Consider the following 24,631-nt stretch of genomic DNA (forward strand, 5'->3'; position numbering starts at 1 on the left):
CCCTATCCCCGCGCCATATTGCGCTCGATGACGTCGGCAGCCTGCTGGGGTCCCATGTCATGGGCCAGGGGTGCGCGGAACCTGCCGTCCGGGCCCATAAGATAGACGGTCAGCGAGTGGTTCATGGTGTAGCCCTCGCCTTCTCCGACCTGGCTGTAATAGGCGCGGTAGGCGTCGGCGGCGGCGCGGACCTGTTCGGGCGTGCCAGTCAGGCCGATGACGCCCTCGGGAAAGCCGTCGGAGGACAGATAATCCTTCATGGCCTGCGGCGTGTCGCGGGCGGGGTCGACCGTAATAAAGATGACCTGAACGTCCTTTGCCTTGTCACCCAGCTGACGCTGCGTCGCCTCCAGAGCCGCCAGTGTCGTGGGGCAATAGTCGGGGCAGTAGGTGAAGCCGAAGAAGACCAGCGACCATTTGCCGTTCAGGATCGACTGATCGACCGGCTGGCCGTCCTGATTGACCAGCTGGAAGGGGCCACCGACCTGGGGCTGTCCGGTCCCGGTTTCGGTGAAGGTGACGGCGTCCGTCGTCTGGCTGCGACCGCCGACGACGACCAGGGCGACGACCGCGATGGCGGCGGCGATGGCGATACAGGCCCCGGCGAACAACAGGATGGAACGGCGCGGCATCGTGACCCTCATGGAACATGCGTAAACACAGCAAGCCGGGCTATAGAAGAGGCGTGAGCCAGACCCAAGCCCCGTTTTCGTCGCAGCCGAGCCCGCCCGAGACGGGCCGTTTCGGCGGCTGGCGCAACCTGCCCCGCCGCAGCCGGGGTCTCAGCCTGCGCACCCTGATCATCCTGCGCTGGATGGCCATTGCGGGCCAGAGCGCCACCGTGGCGGTGGCGACCGGCTGGCTGCATTTCGACCTGCCGCTGTGGCCGTGTCTGGCCGTGATCGCCGCCAGCGTGGTGATGAACCTGAATGCCACCGCGCGGCTTAAGCGATCGGACGGCGCGGTCGCCGACGGGCGAATGACGGCCCTGCATCTGGGGTTCGACATCCTGCAACTCAGCCTGCTGCTGGGCCTGACCGGCGGGTTGCAGAACCCGTTCAGCCTGCTGCTGGTCGCGCCGGTGACGGTGGCGGCGGCCTCCCTGCCGGGGCGTCAGGCGGTGCTGATGGGCCTGCTGGTTCTGGCCGCGACGGTGGCGCTGTTCTTCATGTCCATGCCCCTGCCGTGGCAGGCGGGGACAGAGCTGGAACTGCCGCCTTTGTACCGGTTTGGAACGGGCCTGGCCCTGGTGACGGGCGTGGTGTTTACCGCCGCCTATGCCTGGCGGGTGGCGGCGGATGCGGAGAAGCTGGAACTGGCCCTGGCCACCACCCAGGATGTGCTGCAGCGCGAACAGCGGCTGGCGGCCCTGGGCGGACTGGCGGCGGCGGCGGCGCATGAGCTGGGCACGCCGCTGGCCACCATCCAGGTCGTGGCCAAGGAGTTGCTGCGGGCGTCGGTCAAGGATGGCCCGGCGGCGGAGGATGCCGCCCTGATCCTGCAACAGGCGGAGCGGTGCCGGGGGATACTGAAGCAGCTCTCGCAACAGCCCGAAGAGGGCGACGCCTCCTTTGCCGAGGTGGGGCTCAAGGGGCTGCTGGAAGAGGTAACCGAGCCGCATCGGGGTTTTGACCTGGCCTTCGACGTCTCGGTACGCACCGCCTCCGGAGAGCCCGAGCCACGGGTCCGTCGCCTGCCCGAGGTGATCCACGGTCTGTCGACCCTTGTGGAGAACGCGGCGGATTTCGCGGGGTCGAAGGTGCGGGTACGCGCCCTTGTCGATGCGGGCTTCATCGAGATCGAGATCGTCGATGACGGGCCGGGCTTCCCCGCCGACATTCTGCCCCGACTGGGCGAGCCCTATGTGACCAGTCGACCCCAGGGGAAGGCGCGCCGGGCGTTGGCCGCCCAGATCGCCTCCTCCGTTGCAGCCGCTACGCCGGGGCGCAAGGGGCGCAAGGCCAAGACGATGCCTGCGCCGGAGCCGGTGGCGATTGCGCCCAGTCAGGGGGGCATGGGGCTGGGCTTCTTCATCGCTCGCACCCTGCTGGAGCGGACCGGCGGCAAGGTAGCGGTGGGCCCCGGTGAGGGGGCGACCGATCGCAGCCAGCCGCGCGGGGCCCGGGTCGCCGTGCGGTGGCCCAGACCGGCGCTTGAGGTGGCGACCCAGGACCTCCCGGCGTAGTGTCGCACCCCTGACGCTGAACCTTGACCGCAGTCGTATCGTTACCGATGTCCCTGCCAAGGAGAACACCGATGGCCGAAGTCGAGACGAGCACCGAAGACCGCATCGCCGCCCTGGCGGACAAGAGCCTGCTGCTGCTGGACGACGACAATGCGCTGCGCACACGCCTGGGCCGGGCCCTGGAAAGCCGGGGGTTCGAGGTGACGCTGGCAGCGTCCCTGGCCGAGGCGCGCGATGCGTTGAAGACCGCGCTACCGGCCTTCGCCGTGCTGGACATGCGGTTGGAGGACGGCAACGGGCTGAAGATCGTGGAGGCCATCCGGGACAGGCGTGAGGACGCCAAGATTGTCATGCTGACCGGCTATGGGGCCATCGCCACGGCAGTCGCCGCCGTCAAGGCCGGTGCCGTGGACTATCTGCAGAAGCCCGCCGACGCCGACGACGTGGTCAAGGCCCTGTTGGCGACCGGCGAAGCGCCCGAGCCCCCCGCCAATCCGATGAGTGCGGACCGCGTGCGCTGGGAGCATATCCAGCGGGTCTATGAGCTGTGCGACCACAATGTCTCGGAGACGGCGCGGCGACTGGGCATGCACCGCCGCACCCTGCAACGTATTCTGGCCAAGCGCGCGCCTCGCTAGGCCTTACAGGCCAACGTCCCAGACGCCCGCGTCACGCATGCGGGTCTCGCGCGCCTCGTCTGCCCGGCCGCCCAGGTCACGCGCCATACCCCGAATGGATTCCGAGACGGTGCTCTTGTGCAGCCCCGGGATCAGGGCGTGGGTGAAGGCGCAGGCCGAAAGCCTGAGCAGCTTGAAACCGTAGCGGGAAGACGCCGCCATATGCTGGAAATAGGTTTCCTCTACCTCGCGCGGGTGGTCGGCGAACAGGCGCTTCAGGGTGCGGATCATGCGGACATCCTAACCTGCGACGGCGCGGGCCTCTACCCGCCACGCTCATTCTGTCCTAAACCGCGCGCCAGAACAGGGGTTCGATCGTCGTATTCGCCCACGATCGCATGAGGCCCCGCGACGCTTCAGGGACGACACCATGGCTGATGGCAGCACCAATCCGCAGAAGACGTTCCGCTGGGACGACCCGCTGGACCTCTCTGGACGGTTGACGGAGGACGAGCGGGCTATCCAGGACGCGGCGCGGTCCTATGCCCGTGACAGCCTGCTGCCTCGCGTGGTCGAGGCGTTCCGCGACGAAACCTTCGACCGGACAATCATGACCGAGATGGGCCAGATGGGGTTCCTCGGGGCCATGCTCCCGGAACAGTACGGTGGCTCGGCCGTCAGCCATGTCGCCTATGGCCTGATCGCCCGCGAGATCGAGGCGGTAGACTCAGGCTATCGTTCGGCCATGTCGGTACAGTCGTCGCTTGCCATGTATCCGATTTATGCTTTCGGCTCCGAGGAGCAGAAGATGCGGTTCCTGCCGAGGATGGCAGCGGGCGAGCTGGTCGGCTGTTTCGGCCTGACCGAGGCCGACGGCGGTTCGGACCCGGCCTCGATGAAGACCAAGGCGGTGAAGGTCGAGGGCGGCTATCGCCTGAACGGTGCCAAATACTGGATCACCAATTCGCCGATCAGCGACCTGGCGGTGGTCTGGGCAAAGCTTGACGACACGATCCGGGGCTTCATCGTCGAACGCGGCATGGACGGCTTCACCACCGACAAGATCGGCGACAAGCTGTCGTTGCGGGCCTCCATCACCGGCGACATCGGCCTGAACGACGTCTTCGTGCCGGAAGAGAACCTGTTGCCGGGCGTGAAGGGTCTGCGCGGGCCGTTCAGCTGCCTGAACAAGGCGCGCTATGGCATCGCCTGGGGGGCGATGGGCGCGGCCGAGGCCTGTTTCCACCTGACGCGCGACTATGTCGGGGAGCGGATGCTGTTCGGTCGTCCGCTGTCCAGCCGCCAGCTGGTGCAGAAGAAGCTGGCGGACATGCAGACGGAAATCTTCCTCGGCTTCGAAGGCGCGCTGGCGCTCGGTCGTCTGCTGGATCAGGGAGCCTGGGTGCCCGAGGCCATCTCGATGATGAAGCGCAACAACTGCGGCAAGGCGCTGGATATCGCCCGCGTCGCCCGCGATATGCACGGCGGGGCCGGCATCACCGGCGAGATGCACGTCATGCGCCACGCCATGAACCTCGAAACCGTCAACACCTATGAGGGCGCGCACGACGTCCACGCCCTGATCCTGGGCCGGGCGATTACGGGCGAGAGCGCTTTTTAGAAAAGGGCGCTAACGCTCGCGCCGCGGGCGCTCGCTGCTTGAGCGCGGGCCCTCCACCGCTTTGCGGTCCCCCTCCCCATCTGCGATGGGGAGGAGACGGTGGCAATCAGTCTTTCGGCGGCTCGGCCCGCGTGCCGGTGTTGATCTCGGGCACATAGAGGCCGGTGACCAGGCGGGTAGCGAAGCCGGCAGGCTGGGTGCGCGGGCCATAGGCCGCGCACGGGTCCGGATAGGCGATGGGGCGCACGGCCCGGCCCGTGGGGGCGAAGGCGTCGCCGACGGCATCGCCGAAGGGCTCGGCCATCTGCAGGGCGTCACCGACACGGGATAGCGAGGGGCTGTCGACGCCGACCACATTGGCATTGCGGGCCCAGGCGAGGGCAGCGACCTGCATCCCGCCCGGCGCGACCAGTTCCGCCTCGGCGGCGAGGCCTCCCGTGGTACCGGGCACGCGCAGGGTACCGGGCCCGGGGATCAGGACATTTGCGATAGCGGCGACGCCCGAGCCAGCAGCTCCCGTGGGGTTGATGCCGGTCACGGCCGTGCGCACGCGGGCGGCGTTGGCGGCATCGTTCACGACGGTGAACCGCTCGCTCATCTCATAGCAGACCTGACGGTCGACCTCGCGCAGGACCAGGGCCCGATCGGCCTCGGATAGGGCGTCGCCCGCGCCGGCGACCAGGACCGAGGGCTCCAGATAGACCTGCTCCACCGCCGTGGCCGCAGCCTCGTCGCGTCGCTCGCGGATCGAGGCGCGCAGAGTGTCGTCGCGGATCGTCAAGCCATCATAGGTGCTCAGGAACCCGGCGTTGGCGGCAGGCGCAGTCTGGCAGGCGGCGAGGGAGGAGCCCGCGAGCAGAAGAAGGGCGATACGCTTCATGATGGAAACCTGTCGATGGGAGAGACGCGCGCTGTAACGCGCATCCGTCAGAAAGGATCATGTTTCCCTGGATTGTCTTTGACCCACAGCCCCCTATCGTCCGGCCTCAGGATGGGAGACCTGATCGTGGACGGAGAAACGATGCCGATGTCCGAGACAGACGCCTTCGCTCAGCTTGGCGTGGTCTTCGCGGGGCGGCACGCCCTGCTGCTGGAAGACGATGCGGCGCTGTCGGCCCATGTGTCCGACAGATTGCTCGCGGCCGGGTTTGAGGGCGTGCGCCGCGTCGAGAGCGGCGAGGAAGCCCTGGCGGCGATCAAGGACGCGCCCTTCGACGTTCTGATCCTGGACCGGATGACGCGCGCCCTGGACGGGCTGGAGACGTTGAAACGTATCCGCTCAGGGGACAGCCTGTCCTATGATGCCCCGGCCCTGATGCTGACCGCTCTGGGAGCCGAACGGCAACGGGTCGAGGGACTGATCGCCGGGGCGGACGACTATCTGTCCAAGCCCGTCGGCGACGAGGAACTGCTGGCCCGGATCGCCGCCCAGCTGCGCCGCGCCGCGCGGCGGGCCAGGCCCGCCGGAGCGGATCTGATCAACGGACCATTCCGCCTGGCGACAGGCGCCCGCACGCTGAAGCTGGAGATTTGCGGTAAGTCGCGTCTGATCGAGCTGTCGCCGCTGGAGTTTGCCATCGTCAGCGAACTGATGGGCGCAAGAGGGCAGCCGGTGACCAAGACCATGCTGTGGGAGAAATGCTGGGTGGAGTGGACCTTTCTGCCCGACAATTTTGTCAACATCATCGATGCCCGCATCAGCGCCCTGCGGCGACGGTTGAAGGAACAGGTGCCCGAACTGGGCGAAGACCTGCACCCCCTGATCGTCTCGGCCCGCAGCCAGAGCCTGATCTTCCGCGAACTGTCCGACAGGACAGAATGACGCCGGCCCGCAGGCGAGACCGATTGACCCTGGGCGGCCTGCGCCGCTGGCTGGGACAGGGCACCTCGACCCAGTTGGTTGTGGGAATGGCCATCGTGGCGGCCTTGGCCCTGACAGGCTCGCTGTATGTGACGGGTGCGGCGGTGCGGGTGGATCAGCGCGAACAGGCAGCGTTGGCTGCACTGGATGACTATGGCTCCATGGTCCAGAAGCTGGGCATCGAGACGGGCCTGGGCACCGCGACACTGACTGAAGGCGATACCGCCTTCCTGGCGGGCTGGCTGGCCACCTTCCAGAGCGGCAATGCGCGAGGTGCACAAAGCCTGGAGGAGACGTGCCGTACAGGGCGCGGCGGGGCGGGCGTGCGCTATATTCGCTCGCCGGTCGGGCCGCCGGTAGGCCTGGCCGCTCTGGCCACGACACAGGCGGATCGCGCACCAGAGCTGGGCGAGGATGTCTATGTCGTCGCCCTGGCCAAGGGAGTCGTTTGTCCGAATCGTGCGGTCGAAGTGGTGGCCGTGCGTCGCCCTGTCGGACCGCTGGACATCATCGTGGGCCGCGTCGTCGATCGTTCGGGCGAGGCCTGGGGGCGGGCTGTGATCGTGGTCATCGGGGCCGGGCTGGCACTTCTGGCCATCGGGCTGGGCGCGGCCAGCTTCGCACGGCAGCGCCTGACCCGAGCCGTGACGGAGGTCAGCCAGGCGCTGGATCGGGCCGGGATCGGAGACTTTTCATTGAGGGCCCCGGAAACGGCCGTTGCCCCCGAGCTGACGGAGCTGACCGGCCATGTGAACGGCACGCTGGATCGGCTGGAGGAACTGCTGAGCTGGTTGCGGGATTCGGCCGACCAGCTGGCGCATGATTTCCGCACGCCCCTGGCCCGCGCGAGCGCAAGGCTGGACCGGCTGAAGGAGGCCGAACTGTCGCCCGAGGCCCGACGACTGGCCCAGGAGGTCAAGGCCGACCTGACGCAGCTGACCCGCGCGATGAACGAGGCCATGACCCTGCGCGACGGCGAGGCCTGGGTGTTCGAGACCATCCGTCTGGATCAGCTGGCTACTGCAGCCGCCGAACTGTACGAGCCGCTGGCCGAGGAGCACGGCGCAACCATCCGCGTCGTGGCCGAACCGGTCGAGGTGCTGGGCGTGCGGTCGCTGTTGCAGCGCGCCGTGACCAATCTGGTGGACAACGCGGTCAAGTTCTCACCGGACGCCGGCGTCGTCACCCTGACGGTTGCCAGAAACGGCGACCGTCCCTTCCTGTCGGTCGCGGATCAAGGCCCGGGTTTTGCGCCCGAGGCCCTGAGAGACCCCGCTGCGGCCGTATCCATGGCCGTCGCGCAGGGGCGGGAAAGCCACGGTATGGGGCTGGCCTTCGCGCGCACCATCCTGAAACGCCATGGGGCCAGCATGACGATTGGTGACGCCGCGCCGGGGGCGGTCGTCACGGCGCAATTCTCACGCTAGGGTTCATAACTGGACAACAGAGGTGTGCGATGCGGCGTTTCATGATCCGAGCTAACAGGCTGTCGGCTCTTGCGCTGATCGCGGCGGTGCCACTGACGTTCGCCCTGCCCGCTGCCGCCCAGGATCCGATCTTCTTCGACAACCAGCGGGGCGTGTTCAGCTTCGCCACCGGGCTGGAGCAATCCTTGCCCGCTGTGGTGCAGGTCACCACCCTGGCCCAGTCCAGCGGGCCGACGTCCGGCGAAAATGATCCCAAGCCCATCTCCAGCGGATCGGGCGTGATCGTCGATGCGGGTCAGGGCATCATCATCACCAACAATCATGTGGTCGAAGGCGGAGGCAAATACACGGTCGACCTGCTGGACGGGCGGCTGTTCGATGCCACCCTGGTCGGCACCGACAAGGCGACCGATCTGGCCGTACTGAAGATCGAGGCGACGGGCCTGGCCCAGGTCGAGGTGGCCGATTCCGGCACCCTGCGGACCGGCGACCTGGCCTTTGCCGTCGGCTATCCGCTGGGGCTGGATCAGACCCTGACCATGGGTGTCATCTCCGGCCTGGGCCGGTCGGGCATGGGCGACCGGATCGAGGACTATATCCAGACCGATGCGGCGGTGAACTCCGGCAACTCGGGCGGGCCGCTGCTGGACAGCCGGGGCCGGTTGATCGGGATCAACACCTCGATCCTGTCGGGTGGTGGGGGCGGCAACGATGGCATCGCCTTCGCCGTGCCGACCCAGATCATGCTGTATGTCACCAATCAGTTGCGTGAGACCGGAGAGGTCAAGCGCGGCAAGACAGGGGCCATCCTGGGCTCGCTGAACGCCACACGCGCTCGCAGCTTTGGCCTGCGGATCGTGCGCGGGGCGGTGGTGGAAGATGTGGCCCCGGGCTCCAGCGCCGATTTTGCGGGCCTGAAGCGTGGCGACATCCTCACGCGCATCCATGATCGCGCCGTCTCGAACGCCGGGACGGTCAATGCCACCATCGGCATCGCCGCACCGGGCACGGAACTGGCCGTGGTCTATCTGCGCGACGGGCAGGAATTGCGCACGACCCTGACGGTCGAGGCCTCTACGCCGCGCGATGTGACGGTCGGGGCCGAGGCTCTGATCGGACGCGGGGCCTCGGTGCGGGCGGGGTCGGATGGGCTGGTCGTGTTCGCGGTCGAGGGCGGTTCGTCCGCCGCCAATGCCGAGCTGATGGCCGGCGACGTGATCCGGTCGGTCGAGGGACGCCTTGTGACCACACTGTCGGCCCTCGGTCAGGCGCTGGGCGGCGAGGGTCAGCGTCGCGTGGTCGTCGAGCGCGGCGATGAAACGCCCACCCTCACACTGCAATAAGGGACCCTACACCAGACAGCAAAACGCCCGCCTAGCCGGAGGGGGGAGATGGCTGGGCGGGCGTCTCTGCTTTGGAGGAAGCATCGGCCCACCAGAGCCCATTATGGAGTGATCCAGGGGGGCTGGGGGGGCTGTTCAGGATCCGGGACCGCTCCGGACTCTGGCGAGCCGATGAGACAGGTGTCACCCTCCATGACGGCGGGCGATGGGCCGAATGGCGGCGATTTCGTGTTCGGGCATTTTTATTGACCAGGCGACGTTCGGTCGGCTCCGGATACTCTGGCATTTGGCCGGGTACGGCCTAATCTGGGAGGCATGAACGATGTCGCCGATCTGTCGTCTCAGGCCGGGCCGGTCTTCTTCGACCGCACCGAGCTGGCCCTGATCCTGAGGGTCTATGGACGGATGGTCTCGGCGGGCGAATGGCGGGACTATGCGATGATCGGGCATAAGGAGGTTGCGGAGTTCGCGGTCTTCCGCCGGTCCGGCGACGCGCCCCTGTACCGGATCGAGAAACGTCCGGCCCTGCGTCTGAAACAGGGGCAGTGGGCGGTCATCGGCGAAGGCGGCATCATCCTGCGCCGGGGACGCGAGCTGCCGCAGGTGCTGCGTGTGTTCGACAGTCGCAAGTTCCGGGTGGTGGAATAGAAAAGGGCCCCGGCGTTTCCGCCGAGACCCTGTCCAAAACACACATTGCGCTCAAGCAGCGAGCCGCCGCGCGTGGAGCATTAGCGCACTAAAGCGATCACCTACGCCCACCGAACAGTGCCAGCAGAAACTGGAACATGTTGATGAAGTTGATGTACAGGCTCAGCGCGCCGTAGCTGGTGGCCACGCCCATGGCGTTGCGATCGCCGCCCAGGGCATAGTAGGTCATCTTCAGGCGCTGGGTGTCGTAAGCGGTCAGGCCGGCGAAGATCAGCACGCCGAGGGCACTGATGATCAGCTGCATCATGCCGTTCTGCAGGAACATGTTCACCACCGAGGCGATGATCAGGCCGATGACGCCCATGATCAGGAAGCTGCCCATGCCGGTCAGGTCCTTCTTCGTCGTATAGCCGAACAGGCTGAGCGCGCCGAAGGCGGCCGCCGTGATCAGGAAGGTCTGGACGACCGAGGCCCCCGTATACATCAGCACGACCGTACCCATGGACGCGCCGATCAGGGCCACGATCAGCCAGTAGAGGCCACCCGCGCTAGCCGCCGTCGGGTTCTTCATGACAAAGTTGGAGCCCAGCAGAACGACCAGCGGCGAGAAGGCCACGATCATGCCCAGGATGGTGAAGCCGGTCAGGCGGGTCACGCCGTCGGGAAACACCTGGGTCGCGAACAGCAGGTCGCGCACCGCCGGCACCGAGCCCGTGATATAGGCCAACACGGCCGAGACCAGCAGGCCCAAGGCCACCTTGTTGTAGACGCCCAGCATGAAGCTGCGCAGGCCCGCATCGACCGACATGTCGGCGGTGACGGGGGCGGAATAGCCGTTTCTGAAATCGCTCATCGCGAGATCGTCCTCCAAATCGAGCCGGGCGAACCCCGGCCTTTGCGATAATATCGGGCGTGATCAGCCCTTCCGCAAGGAAAACCGGACTTGGGGCAAAGGCTGCATCCCGCTACGAACAGTCGCATGATCCGTCTGTTCACCGCCCTGTCGATCCCTGAGGATGTGGCCGAGACCCTGGCCGCACGCCAGACCGGCCTGCCCGGCGCACGCTGGCGGACGGCCGAACAGCTGCATGTCACCCTGGCCTTCTATGGCGAGATCGACGAGCGCCGGGCCGACGATCTGGCTCTGGAACTGGAGCGAGCGCAAGCGGGCGGTCCGTTCGAGATCGAACTGGCAGGGGTCGGCGCGTTTGGGGATGCGCAACGCAGCCACACCCTGTGGGCCGGGGTGGCGCCGTGCGAGCGGCTGAATGTTCTGGCCGCTCGTTGCAAGGCGGCGGCCGAACGGGCGGGCGTGACGATGGAGAAGCGGACCTATCATCCGCATGTCACCCTGGCCTATCTGAACAGCCAGACCGACCAGGCCAGACTTGGAGCCTGGGTGACCCAGAACAATCTGCTGCATTCACCGCCGATCCGCATCGACCAGTTCGGCCTGTATTCCAGCACGCTGAAGAGTGACGGCAGTCTGTATCAACTCGAGCAGGTGTACCGCCTATGACCGGACCCATCCTTGAAACCGAGCGCCTGACCCTGCGCCCCACGGCGATGGAAGACTTCCCACGCTGGGCCGAGCTGATGGCCGATCCGGCGACGGCGCGCTTCATCGGCGGAGTGCAGCAGCCCCCCGCGACCTGGCGGGCGATGATGTCGATGGCGGGGGCCTGGAGCCTGACCGGCGTTGCGATGTTCTCGGTGATCGAGCGCGAGACGGGGCTGTGGCTGGGCCGGATCGGGCCGTGGCAGCCGCTCGGCTGGCCCGGCACGGAGGTGGGCTGGAGCCTGCATCCCGACGCCCACGGCAAGGGCTATGCGATGGAGGCGGCGGTCGCCAGCATCGACTATGCTTTCGACGTGCTGGGATGGACCGAGGTCATCCACTGCATCGATCCGGACAATGTGCCGTCGCAGAAACTGGCCGAACGTCTGGGCTCCACCAACCGGGGTCCCGGGACCTTGCCGGCGCCGTTCGAGACGGCGCGTGTCGACATCTGGGGCCAGAGTCGGGATCAATGGCATGTGCGCGCGCGTTAAGGCCACGCTTTGCGCGCCCCTGCCCTTCGGCTAACGAGACGGCAGGGGCAAGTTTGGAAGGGTCGATGATGCGCGTACTGGTTCTGGGTGGTGACGGCTTCTGCGGCTGGCCGACGGCGCTGCACCTGTCAGCACGCGGCTGGGACGTCTGCGTTGTCGACAATCTGAGCCGCCGCAACATCGACAACGAACTGGAAGTCCAGTCGCTGACGCCCATTCGCTCCATGGGCGAGCGGATCGCGGCCTGGCAGGAAGTCAGCGGCAAGACCATCGACTTCGTCAACATGACCGTCGGCAAGGAGTTCGACCGGCTGGTCTCACTGATCCGCGACTGGGCACCCGACAGCGTCGTCCATTTCGCCGAACAGCGCGCGGCCCCCTATTCGATGAAGTCGGCGCGGCACAAGCTGTACACGGTCGACAACAATCTGAACGCCACCAATCACCTGCTGGCCGCCATCGTCGAAAGCGGCCGCGACGTGCATCTGGCGCACCTGGGGACCATGGGGGTCTATGGCTATACGACCGCCGGCCTGCGTATCCCCGAGGGCTATCTGAAGGTCACGGTGGACACGGATTTCGGCCCGACCGAGCAGGAGATCCTGTTCCCGCCGAACCCGGGGTCGATCTATCACATGACCAAGACCCAGGATGCCCTGCTGTTCCAGTTCTATGCCAAGAACGACGGCGTGCGGATCACCGACCTGCACCAGGGCATCGTCTGGGGCACCCAGACCGAAGAAACACGCAAGGACGAGCGGCTGATCAACCGGTTCGACTATGACGGCGACTATGGGACGGTGCTGAACCGCTTCCTGATGCAGGCGGCGGTTGGCTATCCGTTGACGGTGCATGGCACGGGCGGGCAAACCCGCGCCTTCATCCATCTTCAGGACACGGTGCGCTGCGTCGAGCTGACGCTGAAGAACCCGCCGAAGACGGGGGATCGGGTCAAGATTCTGAACCAGATGACCGAAAGCCGCCGGGTCCGCGACCTGGCCGGGATGATCGCCGGGATGACGGGGGCGGAGGTGCACAACGTCCCCAATCCGCGCCAGGAGGCGGACGAGAACGAGCTGGTGGTGGCCAATGACCAGTTCCGAGATCTGGGCCTGAAACCCATCACCCTGGCCCAGGGGCTGATGGACGAGGTGACCGACATCGCCCGCCGCTATGCCGACCGGGCCGATCCGGCCAAGGTGCCGTGCGTGTCGACCTGGAACAACAAGCGCGCCGAGGCGGTGAAGACGGAAACGGCGGTCGCGGTAACGCCGCTCCGCCCGGCCACGCCCCGCGCCGTCTCGGCCTGACACCTTCATGACCCACGTCGCCGAAGCCTCATGCCTGCTGATCTTCGGTGGCGGCTGGCTGGGTGAGGCCGTCGCCAAGGCGGCTGTCGCGCGCGGTGACCGCGTCGTCCTGACCAGTCGCGATCCCGCGCGAAGGGCAGAGCTGGCGGCCTCCGGTTTCGAGGCCATCGATCCCACCGACGCGTCGGCCCTGACGCAAGCTGTTGGCACGGCGAAAGCTATCCTCGTCACCGCACCGCCCGGGGCATCGGGCTGTCCGGGGCTGGAGGCCCTGGTGCCTGCGATCACCGCATCGGGGGCCTATCCGGACTGGATCGGCTATGTCTCTTCCACCGCCGTCTATGGCGACCGGGACGGAGGCTGGGCGTTCGAGGACGACGCGCTGAATGCCGCCAGCCTGGAGGGCGCGCGGCGGGTGCGGGCCGAACGGGACTGGCTGGATGCCGGGCAGGGGATGGGGCTGACGGTGCAGATCTTCCGCCTGCCCGCGCTGTATGGACCCGGCCGCTCGCCGATCGAGCGGCTGAGAGACGGCACGGCGCGACGGGTGCGCAAGCCCGGACAGGTGTTCAACCGCATCCATGTGGACGACGTCGTCAGCGGCCTGTTCGCCTCGATGGCCCGCCCGCAGCCGGGCCGGGCCTACACCCTGTGCGACGATGCGCCCGAAGCGGCGGACGTGGTCATGGAGTGGACCGCCGCCCAGATGGGCCTGCCCCAGCCGCCCGAGGTGGATTGGACCGATCCGTCCGTCAGCGACGGCATGCGGCGCTTCTATCTGGACTCCAAGCGGCTTTCGAACGCCCGGGCCAAGGCCGAGTTGGGTTGGCGGCCCAATTATCCGACCTACCGCGAAGGCCTGAAAAGTCTGATGTGAAGCCGCAAGCCGCCCCACACGACCTCGCCATGACAATGGACTTTACAATACAAAGCACTTGTCGTAAGTCCTCGGTCAAGGAGGACTTCATCATGACCCACGACCCTATCGACACCCCCAATGACATCGCCTGGATGCGGCAGCTGGCCGAGGAAGGCGCGCAGACACCTATGCGCGGCGGCTCGTTCCTGATGACCGGTGGATTGGTCTTCGGAATCGCAAGCCTGTTCCACTGGGCCTTTGCGACCGGCCTGCTGCCGGGCGGTATGGACGCCGTCTGGACCCCTTGGCTGGCGTCGGGCCTGATCTACGCCGCCTTCATCGCCATCGCGACGCCTCAGCTCAAGCGGACGGAGACGGTCCAGACGACGGCCAACAAGGCCTCAGCCATCGCGTGGTCGGCCATGGGTTGGGGCATCTTCGCGATGTTCGTCTCGATGGTGGCTCTGGGGTGGAAACTCGGTGTGGATACCATCCCCGTGATCTCCGCCCTGATCCCGTCCATCATCATGGTCTTCTACGCCACCGGCTGGGCCGTCAGCGCCGTCATGCACCGCTCGCGGGCCATGTGGATCCTGTCGATCGCCAGCTTCATAGCCGCACCCGTCCTGGCCCTGTTCGCGGGCAGCACGGCACAGTACCTGGCCTATGCGGCCGCCCTGATCGGTCTGATGGGCCTGCCCGGCTACATCTTCATGCGGGCGGCCGGGAAATGAGCGAGCCTGCGGCAAAGGTCGAAGAGGCGTTCGACATCAACCGCATCGACGACGTCATCCACGGACGGGTTCGCCTGGGGATTATGGCGATCCTGTCGGGGGTGGAGAGCGCGGACTTCAACACGCTGAAGACCCGGCTTTCGGCCACGGACGGCAATCTGTCGGTGCACCTGCGCAAGCTGGAGGATGCCGGGTTCGTGGCGGTGACCAAACGGTTCGAGGGCCGAAAGCCCCTGACCGAGGCGAGCATGACACCCTCCGGACGCAAGGCCTTCATCGCCTATCTGGATGCCATGCAGGGGCTGGTGAACGCACCCCCCACCTGAGACATCGATGCGGTGGCGAGCGGTCATGACGTGGGCTAGACATCCCGTCATGACCGACCGGATTCATCGCTTCGACGACCTGGATAATTTCCGTGATTTCGGAGCCTACGATACGGCGGCGGGGCGTCGGCTCAAGACCGGCCATCTGTTCCGCGCCGGACATCAGGCCCGGGCCAGCGAGGCGGATCTGGAACGGCTGGAGGCCTTGAACATCGCCACCGTGGTGGACCTGCGCCGCCCCAGTGAACGACGCGATCAACCCTCGCGGCGGTGGACCAGCTTCGACGGACTGGTGATCGAAAGCGATCTGGACGACGGCGGCGAGGCCCCGCACATGCGGTTCCTGCGCGAGGCCGAGCTGACCCCCGTGTCCGGCCGGGCCTTCATGATCGACACCTACAAGACCCTGCCGTTCGACGAGGGGCATCTGGATACCTTCAGCCGCTATTTCCGCGCCCTGGGCGACAGCGATCGGCCCGTGCTGATCCACTGTGCCGTCGGCAAGGACCGCACCGGGACGCTGGCGGCCCTGACGCATCACCTGCTGGGCGTGCACCGCGACGACATGATCGCGGATTATCTGCTGACCAATACCGCCGTCGATCTGGAGGCCCGTGCCCCGGCCATCGCCCGGCAGCTGGAGAAACGCACGGGCCGCGTGGCCTCGCATGAGGCGGTCGTCGCCTTTCTGGGCGTCGATGCCGTGTTTCTGGAGACGGCGCTGGCGACGATCATCGCGCGCCACGGCTCCATCGATGCCTATCTGGAGCAGGCGCTGGGTGTGGACGCTGGCTTGCGCGACCGGATCGGCGAGCGGCTGAGCGCGGCATGAGCCTGACGGCGCGTCATGTCCGGACGTGCGACTGGCGCGAGCCTCTGGCCGTGGCCAATGGCCTGAGGGACTACGACGGCCTGCTGGCCCTGTTGTCGGATGGCGGCGTTCTGGGACGGCGGTCCTTCGTGGCCGCCGATCCGGACCGGGTACATATCGGGGCCCTTGAACACAGCGGTCACCTCGACGCCTTGCGCGATCCCGAGTTCACCACCGGGGTCGTGGGTTTGATCGCCTACGACGCAGGTGCGCGACCGGCGACGGGGATGCGCCCCTCCGACTGGCCTGACCTGATGCTGGCCCGCTATCCGTCCATGCTCGTGTTCGACCACGAGGTCGGGGTCGTAGAGGCGATCGGGCGGGGACGCGATGAGGCGCAAGCGACGCTGGCCTGCGATCGCGCGGTGGGCTGGCTGGAGACGGCGAGAGCGCCGGACACGCCCTCGGTACCCGCGTTGACGTTCGAGGCGGAGGACGAACCGCATGTCTATCGCACCGCCGTCGCAGATGTCGTGAACCGCATCGCGACCGGCGAGCTATTTCAGGCGAATATCGCCAGGGCCTGGTCAGGCGAACTGAAGCCGGAAGCCGATCCATTCGACGTACTGCTGCGGCTGGCCGGTCGCGAAGCGGCATTCGGGGCTTATTGGCGGATCGGTGACCGGGCTATCGTATCCAACTCGCCCGAACTGTTCCTGACCTTCGAACCGGCGGACGGTCGGATCAAGACGCGACCGATCAAGGGCACGCGCATGCGCGATGATGATCCGGTGCGCGATGCGGCGCTAGCGACCGATCTGTGCGACAGCGCCAAGGACCGGGCCGAGAACCTTATGATCGTCGATCTGATGCGCAACGACCTGTCACGGGTGGCGGCACCTGGTTCGGTCCGCGTCGAACGGCTGTTCGAGATCGAAAGTCACCCAACGGTTCACCATCTCGTTTCCACCATTGTGGCGAAGGCGACGGACGGCACGACAGCGGCGGACCTGATTGAGGCGACCTTCCCGCCCGGCTCGATCACAGGTGCTCCCAAACATCAGGCCATGAAGGTCATCGCCATCCATGAAGGTCCGCGCGGTCCCTGGTGCGGCAGTCTGTTCCACATTGACGGGGACCGCGCGCTGACATCATCGGTGCTGATCCGGACAGCCGCCTTTGAACGCCCGGGCCAGGTCTGGCGATTCCGGACCATGGCCGGTGCCGGTATTGTGGCCGATAGCGATCCATATTCCGAACTGGCCGAGACCGAGGCCAAGATACGCGCGCTACGCGAGGCTCTGGTCGGCTAGCAGTCCGAACAGATCACCTTGTCGACGATGCGGGGCCGCAGATAGTAGGTGCGCTCCAACTCGGTAACGGTCGGCAGGAACCGATCAACCGGCGAGTCGTAGTCGTAAATAGACTCGGACATAATCAAGCTTTCGCCGTTATTGATCAGGCCCGCAGGCACAACGACCGTGCCGGTACGAGGAGCCATGCCGCGGGCAAAGCTCCAGTCCACCCGCACCACGCCTGTATTGTCGCGCGTGATGCTGGAGACACGCGTCTCCAGAGGGCCGGGCGAAAACGGCTGCATCACCTGATTGCCGATGTTGAATATGTCGTTCAGCTCGCTTCGCGACAGCGACTGCGCCCGCGCGGTCAGGTCAGCCACCATCGAGGTGACGTGGCTCATCCGCTTGTGTGCCATATGGGCCTGACAAAGCTCAGCCATGCCGAAATAGAGCAGGATCATGACCGGAGCCAGAAGGGCAAACTCTACGGCAGCGACACCGTCCTGGTTACGCCCGAACTGTCGCGGGGAATGAAAACCCTTGGCTTTACGGCTCATTTCGGAACGCCGTGATGGACATCAGTCGCGCGCTTCCATCACCCAGCCGCGAAAGGGCCTGGTTCAGAAACACAGTGACCAGCGGCTGGCGGTACCAGACGCGAACAACGACAAGACTGTTGATCGTGCCCGGATCGAACAACAGTTGCGAATCGTCAAAGGTGGTGCCGTCGACCATCGGGTCAGGCGGAACCGTGGCGAAAGCGGGAATAACCCGCACATCAATACTGATGCGCTCCTCACACTGGGTGGCGAACACGCTCATACGCCCGCACAGATCGTCGCGAAACTCACCGGCAGTCATGTTCGCGGACTGCGCCTGGCCTGTGCGGATCAGCCGACTGCTGTCGAGCATGGCGTTCGACAACACGGAATCCAGCGTGAAGATCACACCGAGTTCCAGCAAGGCAAACATCATGAAGCTGAACGGCAAGGCGACCATTGCAAACTCGACCGCCGCGGCACCTTCGCGCCTGCGTCGGCGCTGACCGCCCGGCTGTCGCTCATGCCGACGCCACATGGCCTTACTGCGAAGGGGTCGAGGACGCCGAGCCCCCGCCAGCTGCACTGCGCACGCTTGGAGAGCACGAGGATCCGCATGCCATCTCGGTCGCCTGGCCACCACGCCAGACGCGCACGCGACCAGTGCCGGTGCCCTCGCTGACCACGATTTGGCGTTGAAACACGGTACGACCTATGGCGTCCACAGCCACGATTTCGGTGATGCCGTAGCCCTTGCCCGTAATGTACAGCGTGTTGGAGTCCACCACCGTCACATCAGCGATCAGCGGATTGCCGACAATGACCGAACCCGCAGCAGCGCGAAGCGGAATGCGCATGGCCTGATCGATGCCTACGCTGAGAGGCGCTGACTGGGCAGCGGCCAGGGCCGGCGTACAGATGGCCGCCAGACTGAAGACGGTGGCGATGACAGTGTGTGGGCGAAACATGGCGTCGACTTCCAATGAACGGGCGCGCGCGTGAGCGTTGGCCGATCATCGGTCGCAATCCTCAACAAACGCTAAAGGTCGCGACGCATCATTCCGAATACAGCAGACGTAACCAAAACCGTCTGCAAATTCAGCTCATAAAGGTAAATTTCAAAGTAACCATGACGCACTACCTCACCTTAACTTCGGTCGGTGTTTATAGGCATTGTTACGGGGGTGAAGCGGGCGACCGACCTCTCCCACAGTTGTCCGCTAGACCTTTTTTGAAAGAGAACAAACATGACCAAGTTCATTTCCAAGTTCGTGTCCGACGAGTCGGGCGCCACCGCCATTGAATACGGCCTGATCGCCGCTCTCATTGCCGTCGTCATCATCGGTGCCGTCACCCTCCTGGGCGAGAACATCGACGCGGCCTTCAACGAAGTGGCCGGTGCCATCGGCGGCGCCTGATCCAGCCTGTTAGTATGGATCAGAAGGGGCCGGAGCGGAAACGCTCCGGCCCTTTTCTTGTCCTGCGTCGGGCACACGAGCAACCGGACCTTAACCGCTGGTCTCTAACGTGCCCGACATGGATACCTTGATCCTCCTGACCCTGTCCGTCATGCCGGCCCTGACCATTGTCGCGGGGCTGAAAGACATCACATCCATGACGATCCCCAACTGGATCTCTGCTGCGCTAGTCATCGGTTTCTTTCCAGCAGCGCTTGCTGTCGGCCTCTCACCGATGACGATCCTGGCTCATGTCGGGATCGGGATGGCGGCGCTGATCGTGGCCATGGTGATGTTTGCCCTTCGGGTATTCGGCGGTGGCGATGCCAAACTGATGGCCGCGACCTGCCTTTGGATGGGCCTTGCCGGGACCGGGCCCTTCGTACTGTGGACGGCTGTCATAGGGGGTGTGTTTGGCCTCGCACTTATTCTGGCACGCCAACACGCCCAGCCACTGGTCGCAGGCGCTCCGGCTTGGTTTGGCACTCTGATGACACCGAAGGGTGACATCCCGTATGGCGTGGCGATCGCTGCTGGAGCCCTGATGGCGTATCCGACTTCCCCGCTGATCCAGGCATTTCTGGCGCGCTGACCGAACCGCGATACTCCGAAGAACAACGGTCGCCGCGTTTAGGGGGGCGTTAACCCCCGGCCCTCATGATTGTTAACGGTAGAGCGCCACAGGACCAGTTCCTGACAAGGGTGCGATCCTGCCGGAGATCGTGATGAAGCCTGCAAAAATCGCCGTGATAGCTGTAGCCGCCGTCGCCGCCATCGGCTTGGCCCTGGTGGTCCGCGCGATGGGGTCGGGTGGGCAGCCCACCGCCGTCGCCACTGCAGCCCCTGTCGACACGCGGCCAATGGCGCAAGTTCTCGTCGCGGCCAAGGATCTGGCTCCCGGCCAGCGCCTAACCGACGCCGATCTGGCCTGGAAGGAATGGGCCGTTGACGAGGTCAACCCGGCCTTCATCACCGACGGCTCTGTACCTATTCCCACTGCCGCCGAACCAGACCCGGCGGCCGAAGAGCCCAAGCCGAAGGGAGCAGTCGCCACTGTGACCCGCGCGGCCACCAACCTGGCCACCGGTGGCGCCAAAGCCGACTATGTCGGCTCCGTCGTGCGGGAACCCATCCTCGCGGGCGAGCCCATCATCGCTCGCAAGATCGTTCGTGCGGGCGACAGCGGCTATATGGCCGCCTATCTGGAACCCGGCATGCGCGCCATGTCCATCAGCATCGCCGTCGACACTGCGGCCGGCGGCTTCATCCTGCCCGGCGACCGTGTCGATGTGGTCCTGACGCGCGAAACCAACTTCGGCAATGTCGGCGCCACGGAAGGCGACCGTGCAAAATTCTCCTCAGCTACCGTTCTGCAGAACATCAAGGTTCTCGCTATCGATCAGTCGACTCGTGCGGGAGATGATGCCCAGACCGTAGTCGGTGCCACCGCAACCCTGGAAGTGGCACCCAAGGATGCAGAAGTTCTCGCCCTGGCAAAGGCCGAAGGTGAACTGAGCCTTTCGCTACGCTCCTACGCCGATACGGGCGGCCCTTCCGGCCGCGCTTCGGCACCCGCACGTCAACAGCAACCTTCCGCCGTTCGCATCTATCGCGGCGGCGCGCCCGAAGTGGTGGTCGTCCAATGAAACAGCGCCTCCTCGCCGGTTGTCTGGCGATCCTGACGGTCGCCGCCATTCTCCCCTCCGCGTCGACATCGGCACAGGCGCAGTCCCGATCGGCCCTTCCGATGGGGGCCGGGGCCCAGCTGATTAATCTGCCGCGCGGCTCATCCATGGCAGTCGACCTGCCCGCCGACGCGCGGGACGTGATTGTGCCCAATCCCGTTGTGGCAGAGGCCATGCTTCATTCGCCGCGCCGCATCACCATCATCGGACTGCAACCCGGCGAGACCGACGCGGTCGTGCTGGACGCCTCGGGGCGAACGATCCTGTCGTTGAGAATCCGCGTCGACGCCGGCGTTTCGGCGCTTCAAGACACACTGGCGCGCATGATGCCGGGTTCACGCGTTCAGGCCGAGGCAGTCAATGACAGTATCATCCTGACCGGACCGGTCGGCAGCCCCGGCGAAGCGGATCGAGCCACCCAGGTCGCACGGGCATTCGTGTCCGCGCCTGAAAAGATCATCAACATGATGACCATAGCCGGTTCCGATCAGGTCATGGTCAAGGCCCGTGTGGTCGAGGTTCAGCGCAGCGCCATTCGACAACTGGGGCTTTCGACGAATGTCGTGATCAATGACGGCAACCAATCTTATGGGTTGGGCCGATCCAATACTTACGGCGTGAATGGGTCGTCGTTAGGCGGGTCCGGGCTGTGCTACGGGCAGACGGGACGCACCCAGAGCAACACAAGTTCCAATGGCCAGACAATCAATACCCAGTCGGGCAACTCTGTTACCGAAGTCGTGGAGGTCCAGGGCCCAGGCGGGACGACCACAACAACCACAACAACGTCGGGTGGCACGACTGGCAACGTCATCAGCAATCTGGTCAGTTCAGCCTTCCAGACTGTTCTCGGCACCAATGCGAACGCCTGTCTGCAAGCCTTCGAGCGGGCAGGTCTGGTACGCACCTTGGCAGAGCCCAATCTGACCTCGGTCAATGGCGAGGATGCTGAATTTCTCGCCGGCGGCGAGTTCCCCGTGCCAACAGGTCGTGACAACGACGGCAATATCCAGATTACCTTCAAGCCCTACGGTGTCCGTCTGGCCTTCCGTCCGATCGTACTCTCGGAAGGAAGGATATCGCTGCAGCTTTCCACCGAAGTATCCGAACTCTCGACCCAAGGTGCCTTCACCCTCGGCGGGTCCGCAGCTAACGCCCTTGTGATCCCCGCCCTGAGTGTACGGCGCACGTCCAACACGGTGGAGCTGCCGTCCGGTGGATCGCTGATGATTGCAGGGATGCTCAAGGAAGACACTCGCCAGACGATCGATCAACTCCCTGGTATCGGCAATCTACCTGTCCTGGGCTCGCTGTTTCGCTCCAGAGACTACCTCTCCGGCGAGACTGAATTGGTGATCATTGTCGAGGCCTACATCGTATCGCCGACGTCGCCCTCACGGATGCAGACTCCGGCTGACGGGCTTCAGTTTGCCAACGACGCCCAGACCATCCTGCTTGGTCAGATGGAACGTCAGTTTTCTCCCGACTCAACGGTGGGCGGCCCCTCCGACAACTGGGTCGGCCCGGTGGGATATGTGATCGAATGAGGTTCCCCGTGAGAACACCCATCCTCTTGATCAGCACACTTGCGCTGGGTCTGTCAGGCTGCGCCGGTTCAGCAAGTCTGAACGACATGCCGGTCACCCCCCTGTCGCAGTATGTGCTGCAAGTCGAACCGGACGTGGACCGTATCGCTCTTGCCGTGCATGATCACGGTCTCTCGGCCAATCAGCAGGATGCACTGCGCAGCCTTGTCGGTCGCTTCGCCGCTTCGCAAGCGTCTGTACTGAGGATTGAGGCCCCCTCCGGAAATGACCCCGTCGCTGCGGCCCAGGCCTATGCGACGCGCGACGCCATTCAAGCCATGGGCGTGCCCGGAGACCGGATTCAGATTGTCGGCTACCACGCACCCGACGCGCGCGCTCCTGTGCTTGCCGGCTTCGAGGTCCTTCGGGCGTACATCCCTGACTGTTCTACGGAGCCAAGAAGCCCGAGAGCCAGGACACCCGACGGCAAGACGGGGGGGTTCGGTTGCTCTGTCACCGCCAATATGGCCGCTCAGATCGCCAACCCGCAGGACATTCGCACGCCTCGCAGCCTGCAACCTGCGGATAGCGGTCGCGCGGCAGTGGTCTTCGCCCGGTATCGCCAGGGCCAAACAACGGCCGCGCCCCAGGAGACACTTGTCCGGGGTCGCGTCGCTGAAGCCGTGGAATAGATCAGATGAGCAACGCCTTCGCCCCCCGCGCCTTTGAAGATTTCGACGAGGACTTCGACCTGGACATGGGCAATGACCAACCGATGCCATCGGCCGCTGCGCCCAATGGCATGGTCGTGGCACCGGGCGAAATCGATGGCGATCAGCGGCAGCCGCTGCGCTTTACCGCACCAGCCGGAAGCGTTCCGGCCACCGCCACCATGCCCGCTCCCGACACATTCCCGGTCGAGCCTGACCCCGCCCCTGCGCCAGTGCGTCAGGTAGAAACCGGCGGCTTCGACCCCGTCGGCGATTTGGTGTCCGGCGCGGCTGCGGCCTTCTCGCCGCCTGTGGCCATGAGCCATACGCCCGAGGTTTCGGTTCCGCGGATCGCCATCCATGTCTTCGCCGAGCGCCAGGACACATTGGCTGCTGCAGAACGAGCCGGTCAGGACCGGCGTTTGTCGCGCGCCACGACCCAGATCCGGATCGGCGGCATTCCCGCGGCAGTCGAGGCCTATCAGCACGAGCCGACCCCGCCCCTGATCGTCGTCGAATGCCTGAGCGATCCGCAGCGTCTGCTGTGGGAGGTCGATCAACTGGCCGAGGTCTGCGACGCAGGGACCAAGGTCGTCGTGGTGGGCCCCACCAATGACATCCTGCTGTTCCGGGAGCTGATGCGGCGCGGGGTCAGTGAATATCTGGTCGCTCCGCTACAGCCACTGCAACTGATCACCGCCATCGGCGGCCTGTTCGCCGATCCGGCCCAGCCCTTCATCGGCCGCTCGATCGCCTTCGTCGGCGCCCGAGGCGGATGTGGTGCCAGCTCTGTCGCGCACAACACCGCCTATGCCCTCAGCGAGAAGATCGGGGCCAATACGGTCATCGTCGACTACGACCTGCCCTTCGGCACTGCCGGCCTGGATTTCAACCAGGACCCGCTGAGTGGCGTCGCCGACGCCCTGACCCAGCCTGACCGGCTGGATGCCACCCTGCTGGACCGGATGATGGTGCGCTGCACCGACAAGCTGAGCCTGTTCGCAGCGCCAGCGACGCTGGACACCGACTGGGACATCTCGGCCGATGCGTTCGAAGAGGTGACCAGCCAGATTCGCTCGACCGCCCCCTTCGTCATCCTGGACCTTCCGCACCTGTGGTCCGGATGGATGCGCCGGACGCTGATTACGGCCGACGAGGTCGTGGTCGTGGCCACGCCCGACCTGGCCAGCCTGCGCAATGCCAAGAACATGATGGATCTGATCCGTCAGGGTCGCCCCAATGATGCGCCGCCGCGCCTGGTCCTGAACCAGGTGGGTGTGCCGGGACGTCCCGAAATACCCGCCAAGGAGTTCGGCGCGGCCCTGGGCGTTCACCCCAGCCTGATCATACCATTCGATCCGAAGACCTTCGGCACCGCCGCCAACAACGGTCAGATGATCGTCGATGCCGGGGCCAAGTCCAAGGCCGCCGAAGCCTTCCAGACCCTGGCCCAGATCGTCTCGCAACGCGAATTGCCGCAGGCCCAGCCCTCGAAGATGCGGGCCCTGCCCGCACCCGCTGGTTCCAAGCCCGCCAGCAAGTCGCTGTTCGCCGGCCTGTTCAAGAAGAAGTCCTGATCCGTGTTCGGCAAACGCACAGGTCAGCCCGGCAGCCCCCCACCC

28 protein-coding genes are annotated in these 24,631 nt (G+C 65.5%); 21 read left to right on the forward strand and 7 right to left on the reverse strand.

Translation table 11 applies throughout. From position 1 onward, the window contains the following. Positions 1-2: 2 nt before the first annotated feature. Positions 3-632, reverse strand: a complete 630-nt coding sequence (locus AC4PRM_RS13015; protein ID WP_492040191.1) for an SCO family protein — start codon at positions 630-632, stop codon at positions 3-5. 53 nt (positions 633-685) lie between these two features. Between AC4PRM_RS13015 and AC4PRM_RS13020 the strand changes: the two genes are divergently transcribed. Both AC4PRM_RS13020 and AC4PRM_RS13025 read left to right on the forward strand, forming a co-directional pair. Further along, positions 686-2,185: an ActS/PrrB/RegB family redox-sensitive histidine kinase gene (locus tag AC4PRM_RS13020; protein WP_492040192.1), complete on the forward strand. Its 1,500-nt coding sequence runs from the start codon at positions 686-688 to the stop codon at positions 2,183-2,185. 71 nt (positions 2,186-2,256) lie between these two features. After that, positions 2,257-2,823 carry an ActR/PrrA/RegA family redox response regulator transcription factor gene (locus AC4PRM_RS13025; RefSeq protein ID WP_292172316.1) on the forward strand — a complete coding sequence of 189 codons (567 nt, stop codon included), beginning with the start codon at positions 2,257-2,259 and terminating at the stop codon, positions 2,821-2,823. 3 nt (positions 2,824-2,826) lie between these two features. Here AC4PRM_RS13025 and AC4PRM_RS13030 read toward each other — a convergent pair whose 3' ends face one another. Next, on the reverse strand, positions 2,827-3,093 hold the full coding sequence (locus AC4PRM_RS13030) for a DUF6356 family protein (RefSeq protein WP_373256349.1): 267 nt from the start codon (positions 3,091-3,093) through the stop codon (positions 2,827-2,829). A gap of 139 nt (positions 3,094-3,232) precedes the next feature. Between AC4PRM_RS13030 and AC4PRM_RS13035 the strand changes: the two genes are divergently transcribed. Further along, positions 3,233-4,423, forward strand: coding sequence for an acyl-CoA dehydrogenase (locus tag AC4PRM_RS13035; RefSeq protein ID WP_492040193.1), 1,191 nt, complete (start codon positions 3,233-3,235; stop codon positions 4,421-4,423). Between the two features lie 106 nt (positions 4,424-4,529). Here AC4PRM_RS13035 and AC4PRM_RS13040 read toward each other — a convergent pair whose 3' ends face one another. Next, positions 4,530-5,303: a DUF3313 family protein gene (locus AC4PRM_RS13040; protein WP_492040194.1), complete on the reverse strand. Its 774-nt coding sequence runs from the start codon at positions 5,301-5,303 to the stop codon at positions 4,530-4,532. Between the two features lie 147 nt (positions 5,304-5,450). Between AC4PRM_RS13040 and AC4PRM_RS13045 the strand changes: the two genes are divergently transcribed. From AC4PRM_RS13045 to AC4PRM_RS13060, 4 genes are all read left to right on the forward strand, one after another. Then, positions 5,451-6,245 (forward strand): response regulator transcription factor, encoded by a 795-nt coding sequence (locus AC4PRM_RS13045; protein WP_492040195.1) that lies wholly within the window; start codon positions 5,451-5,453, stop codon positions 6,243-6,245. Continuing rightward, entirely contained in the window at positions 6,242-7,711 is a 1,470-nt protein-coding gene (locus AC4PRM_RS13050; protein WP_492040196.1) for a sensor histidine kinase, read from the forward strand. Before AC4PRM_RS13045 ends, AC4PRM_RS13050 begins: the two co-directional genes overlap by 4 nt. 41 nt (positions 7,712-7,752) lie before the next feature. Beyond that, positions 7,753-9,054: a trypsin-like peptidase domain-containing protein gene (locus AC4PRM_RS13055; protein ID WP_492040197.1), complete on the forward strand. Its 1,302-nt coding sequence runs from the start codon at positions 7,753-7,755 to the stop codon at positions 9,052-9,054. 315 nt (positions 9,055-9,369) lie between these two features. Beyond that, entirely contained in the window at positions 9,370-9,702 is a 333-nt protein-coding gene (locus tag AC4PRM_RS13060) for a DUF2794 domain-containing protein (protein WP_373256356.1), read from the forward strand. A gap of 97 nt (positions 9,703-9,799) precedes the next feature. Here AC4PRM_RS13060 and AC4PRM_RS13065 read toward each other — a convergent pair whose 3' ends face one another. Beyond that, a complete protein-coding gene (locus AC4PRM_RS13065; protein ID WP_373256357.1) occupies positions 9,800-10,555 on the reverse strand; it encodes a Bax inhibitor-1/YccA family protein in 756 nt (251 codons plus the stop codon). 126 nt (positions 10,556-10,681) lie between these two features. Between AC4PRM_RS13065 and thpR the strand changes: the two genes are divergently transcribed. From thpR to AC4PRM_RS13105, 8 genes are all read left to right on the forward strand, one after another. Next, positions 10,682-11,221 carry an RNA 2',3'-cyclic phosphodiesterase gene (gene thpR / locus AC4PRM_RS13070; RefSeq protein WP_492040198.1) on the forward strand — a complete coding sequence of 180 codons (540 nt, stop codon included), beginning with the start codon at positions 10,682-10,684 and terminating at the stop codon, positions 11,219-11,221. Then, complete coding sequence (locus AC4PRM_RS13075) at positions 11,218-11,754, forward strand: GNAT family N-acetyltransferase (RefSeq protein ID WP_492040199.1); 537 nt, start codon at positions 11,218-11,220, stop codon at positions 11,752-11,754. The genes thpR and AC4PRM_RS13075 overlap by 4 nt, the downstream gene beginning before the upstream one ends. Positions 11,755-11,819: 65 nt before the next feature. Continuing rightward, positions 11,820-13,064: an NAD-dependent epimerase/dehydratase family protein gene (locus tag AC4PRM_RS13080; RefSeq protein ID WP_492040200.1), complete on the forward strand. Its 1,245-nt coding sequence runs from the start codon at positions 11,820-11,822 to the stop codon at positions 13,062-13,064. Positions 13,065-13,071: 7 nt separating this feature from the next. Continuing rightward, positions 13,072-13,941, forward strand: a complete 870-nt coding sequence (locus AC4PRM_RS13085; RefSeq protein WP_492040201.1) for an NAD-dependent epimerase/dehydratase family protein — start codon at positions 13,072-13,074, stop codon at positions 13,939-13,941. Between the two features lie 92 nt (positions 13,942-14,033). Further along, on the forward strand, positions 14,034-14,657 hold the full coding sequence (locus tag AC4PRM_RS13090) for a hypothetical protein (protein ID WP_492040202.1): 624 nt from the start codon (positions 14,034-14,036) through the stop codon (positions 14,655-14,657). Continuing rightward, a complete protein-coding gene (locus tag AC4PRM_RS13095) occupies positions 14,654-14,983 on the forward strand; it encodes a winged helix-turn-helix domain-containing protein (RefSeq protein WP_487921492.1) in 330 nt (109 codons plus the stop codon). Before AC4PRM_RS13090 ends, AC4PRM_RS13095 begins: the two co-directional genes overlap by 4 nt. 49 nt (positions 14,984-15,032) lie before the next feature. Beyond that, entirely contained in the window at positions 15,033-15,815 is a 783-nt protein-coding gene (locus AC4PRM_RS13100) for a tyrosine-protein phosphatase (RefSeq protein ID WP_492040203.1), read from the forward strand. Then, entirely contained in the window at positions 15,812-17,107 is a 1,296-nt protein-coding gene (locus AC4PRM_RS13105; protein ID WP_492040204.1) for an anthranilate synthase component I family protein, read from the forward strand. Before AC4PRM_RS13100 ends, AC4PRM_RS13105 begins: the two co-directional genes overlap by 4 nt. Here AC4PRM_RS13105 and AC4PRM_RS13110 read toward each other — a convergent pair. The 3 genes from AC4PRM_RS13110 to AC4PRM_RS13120 are packed head-to-tail and all read right to left on the reverse strand — an operon-like array spanning position 17,104 to position 18,599. Next, positions 17,104-17,649: a TadE/TadG family type IV pilus assembly protein gene (locus AC4PRM_RS13110; RefSeq protein ID WP_492040205.1), complete on the reverse strand. Its 546-nt coding sequence runs from the start codon at positions 17,647-17,649 to the stop codon at positions 17,104-17,106. The two genes, AC4PRM_RS13105 and AC4PRM_RS13110, sit on opposite strands and share 4 nt — an antisense overlap. Then, positions 17,639-18,169 carry a TadE/TadG family type IV pilus assembly protein gene (locus AC4PRM_RS13115; protein WP_492040206.1) on the reverse strand — a complete coding sequence of 177 codons (531 nt, stop codon included), beginning with the start codon at positions 18,167-18,169 and terminating at the stop codon, positions 17,639-17,641. The genes AC4PRM_RS13110 and AC4PRM_RS13115 overlap by 11 nt, the downstream gene beginning before the upstream one ends. A gap of 4 nt (positions 18,170-18,173) precedes the next feature. Next, on the reverse strand, positions 18,174-18,599 hold the full coding sequence (locus tag AC4PRM_RS13120) for a pilus assembly protein N-terminal domain-containing protein (protein ID WP_492040207.1): 426 nt from the start codon (positions 18,597-18,599) through the stop codon (positions 18,174-18,176). A gap of 279 nt (positions 18,600-18,878) precedes the next feature. Here AC4PRM_RS13120 and AC4PRM_RS13125 point away from each other — a divergent pair, with 279 nt between their 5' ends. The 6 genes from AC4PRM_RS13125 (at position 18,879) to AC4PRM_RS13150 (ending at position 24,586) form a co-directional block, all read left to right on the forward strand. After that, positions 18,879-19,049, forward strand: coding sequence for a Flp family type IVb pilin (locus tag AC4PRM_RS13125; RefSeq protein WP_373256367.1), 171 nt, complete (start codon positions 18,879-18,881; stop codon positions 19,047-19,049). Between the two features lie 118 nt (positions 19,050-19,167). Next, entirely contained in the window at positions 19,168-19,680 is a 513-nt protein-coding gene (locus AC4PRM_RS13130) for an A24 family peptidase (protein WP_492040208.1), read from the forward strand. Positions 19,681-19,813: 133 nt separating this feature from the next. Then, on the forward strand, positions 19,814-20,734 hold the full coding sequence (cpaB, locus tag AC4PRM_RS13135) for a Flp pilus assembly protein CpaB (protein ID WP_487921486.1): 921 nt from the start codon (positions 19,814-19,816) through the stop codon (positions 20,732-20,734). Next, positions 20,731-22,320, forward strand: a complete 1,590-nt coding sequence (locus AC4PRM_RS13140; RefSeq protein ID WP_492040209.1) for a type II and III secretion system protein family protein — start codon at positions 20,731-20,733, stop codon at positions 22,318-22,320. Before cpaB ends, AC4PRM_RS13140 begins: the two co-directional genes overlap by 4 nt. A gap of 8 nt (positions 22,321-22,328) precedes the next feature. Then, on the forward strand, positions 22,329-22,991 hold the full coding sequence (locus AC4PRM_RS13145) for a CpaD family pilus assembly lipoprotein (RefSeq protein WP_373256371.1): 663 nt from the start codon (positions 22,329-22,331) through the stop codon (positions 22,989-22,991). Between the two features lie 5 nt (positions 22,992-22,996). Further along, positions 22,997-24,586 (forward strand): CpaE/TadZ family protein, encoded by a 1,590-nt coding sequence (locus AC4PRM_RS13150; RefSeq protein ID WP_492040210.1) that lies wholly within the window; start codon positions 22,997-22,999, stop codon positions 24,584-24,586. The last annotated feature ends 45 nt before the right edge of the window (positions 24,587-24,631 follow it).

It is taken from the genome of Brevundimonas sp. DW-iso22 (genome assembly GCF_058725425.1).

Coding starts and splice junctions, on each gene's coding strand:
- AC4PRM_RS13080 (WP_492040200.1), top strand. CDS start 11,820: ATGATGCGCGTACTGGTTCTGGGTGGTGACGGCTTCTGCGGCTGGCCG.
- AC4PRM_RS13075 (WP_492040199.1), top strand. CDS start 11,218: ATGACCGGACCCATCCTTGAAACCGAGCGCCTGACCCTGCGCCCCACG.
- AC4PRM_RS13130 (WP_492040208.1), top strand. CDS start 19,168: ATGGATACCTTGATCCTCCTGACCCTGTCCGTCATGCCGGCCCTGACC.
- AC4PRM_RS13055 (WP_492040197.1), top strand. CDS start 7,753: ATGATCCGAGCTAACAGGCTGTCGGCTCTTGCGCTGATCGCGGCGGTG.
- AC4PRM_RS13050 (WP_492040196.1), top strand. CDS start 6,242: ATGACGCCGGCCCGCAGGCGAGACCGATTGACCCTGGGCGGCCTGCGC.
- cpaB (WP_487921486.1), top strand. CDS start 19,814: ATGAAGCCTGCAAAAATCGCCGTGATAGCTGTAGCCGCCGTCGCCGCC.
- AC4PRM_RS13060 (WP_373256356.1), top strand. CDS start 9,370: ATGAACGATGTCGCCGATCTGTCGTCTCAGGCCGGGCCGGTCTTCTTC.
- AC4PRM_RS13025 (WP_292172316.1), top strand. CDS start 2,257: ATGGCCGAAGTCGAGACGAGCACCGAAGACCGCATCGCCGCCCTGGCG.
- AC4PRM_RS13035 (WP_492040193.1), top strand. CDS start 3,233: ATGGCTGATGGCAGCACCAATCCGCAGAAGACGTTCCGCTGGGACGAC.
- AC4PRM_RS13085 (WP_492040201.1), top strand. CDS start 13,072: ATGACCCACGTCGCCGAAGCCTCATGCCTGCTGATCTTCGGTGGCGGC.
- AC4PRM_RS13065 (WP_373256357.1), bottom strand. CDS start 10,555: ATGAGCGATTTCAGAAACGGCTATTCCGCCCCCGTCACCGCCGACATG.
- AC4PRM_RS13150 (WP_492040210.1), top strand. CDS start 22,997: ATGAGCAACGCCTTCGCCCCCCGCGCCTTTGAAGATTTCGACGAGGAC.
- AC4PRM_RS13100 (WP_492040203.1), top strand. CDS start 15,033: ATGACCGACCGGATTCATCGCTTCGACGACCTGGATAATTTCCGTGAT.
- AC4PRM_RS13045 (WP_492040195.1), top strand. CDS start 5,451: ATGTCCGAGACAGACGCCTTCGCTCAGCTTGGCGTGGTCTTCGCGGGG.
- AC4PRM_RS13095 (WP_487921492.1), top strand. CDS start 14,654: ATGAGCGAGCCTGCGGCAAAGGTCGAAGAGGCGTTCGACATCAACCGC.
- AC4PRM_RS13120 (WP_492040207.1), bottom strand. CDS start 18,599: ATGTTTCGCCCACACACTGTCATCGCCACCGTCTTCAGTCTGGCGGCC.
- AC4PRM_RS13115 (WP_492040206.1), bottom strand. CDS start 18,169: ATGTGGCGTCGGCATGAGCGACAGCCGGGCGGTCAGCGCCGACGCAGG.
- AC4PRM_RS13030 (WP_373256349.1), bottom strand. CDS start 3,093: ATGATCCGCACCCTGAAGCGCCTGTTCGCCGACCACCCGCGCGAGGTA.
- AC4PRM_RS13090 (WP_492040202.1), top strand. CDS start 14,034: ATGACCCACGACCCTATCGACACCCCCAATGACATCGCCTGGATGCGG.
- AC4PRM_RS13105 (WP_492040204.1), top strand. CDS start 15,812: ATGAGCCTGACGGCGCGTCATGTCCGGACGTGCGACTGGCGCGAGCCT.
- thpR (WP_492040198.1), top strand. CDS start 10,682: ATGATCCGTCTGTTCACCGCCCTGTCGATCCCTGAGGATGTGGCCGAG.
- AC4PRM_RS13040 (WP_492040194.1), bottom strand. CDS start 5,303: ATGAAGCGTATCGCCCTTCTTCTGCTCGCGGGCTCCTCCCTCGCCGCC.
- AC4PRM_RS13110 (WP_492040205.1), bottom strand. CDS start 17,649: ATGAGCCGTAAAGCCAAGGGTTTTCATTCCCCGCGACAGTTCGGGCGT.
- AC4PRM_RS13140 (WP_492040209.1), top strand. CDS start 20,731: ATGAAACAGCGCCTCCTCGCCGGTTGTCTGGCGATCCTGACGGTCGCC.
- AC4PRM_RS13015 (WP_492040191.1), bottom strand. CDS start 632: ATGCCGCGCCGTTCCATCCTGTTGTTCGCCGGGGCCTGTATCGCCATC.
- AC4PRM_RS13125 (WP_373256367.1), top strand. CDS start 18,879: ATGACCAAGTTCATTTCCAAGTTCGTGTCCGACGAGTCGGGCGCCACC.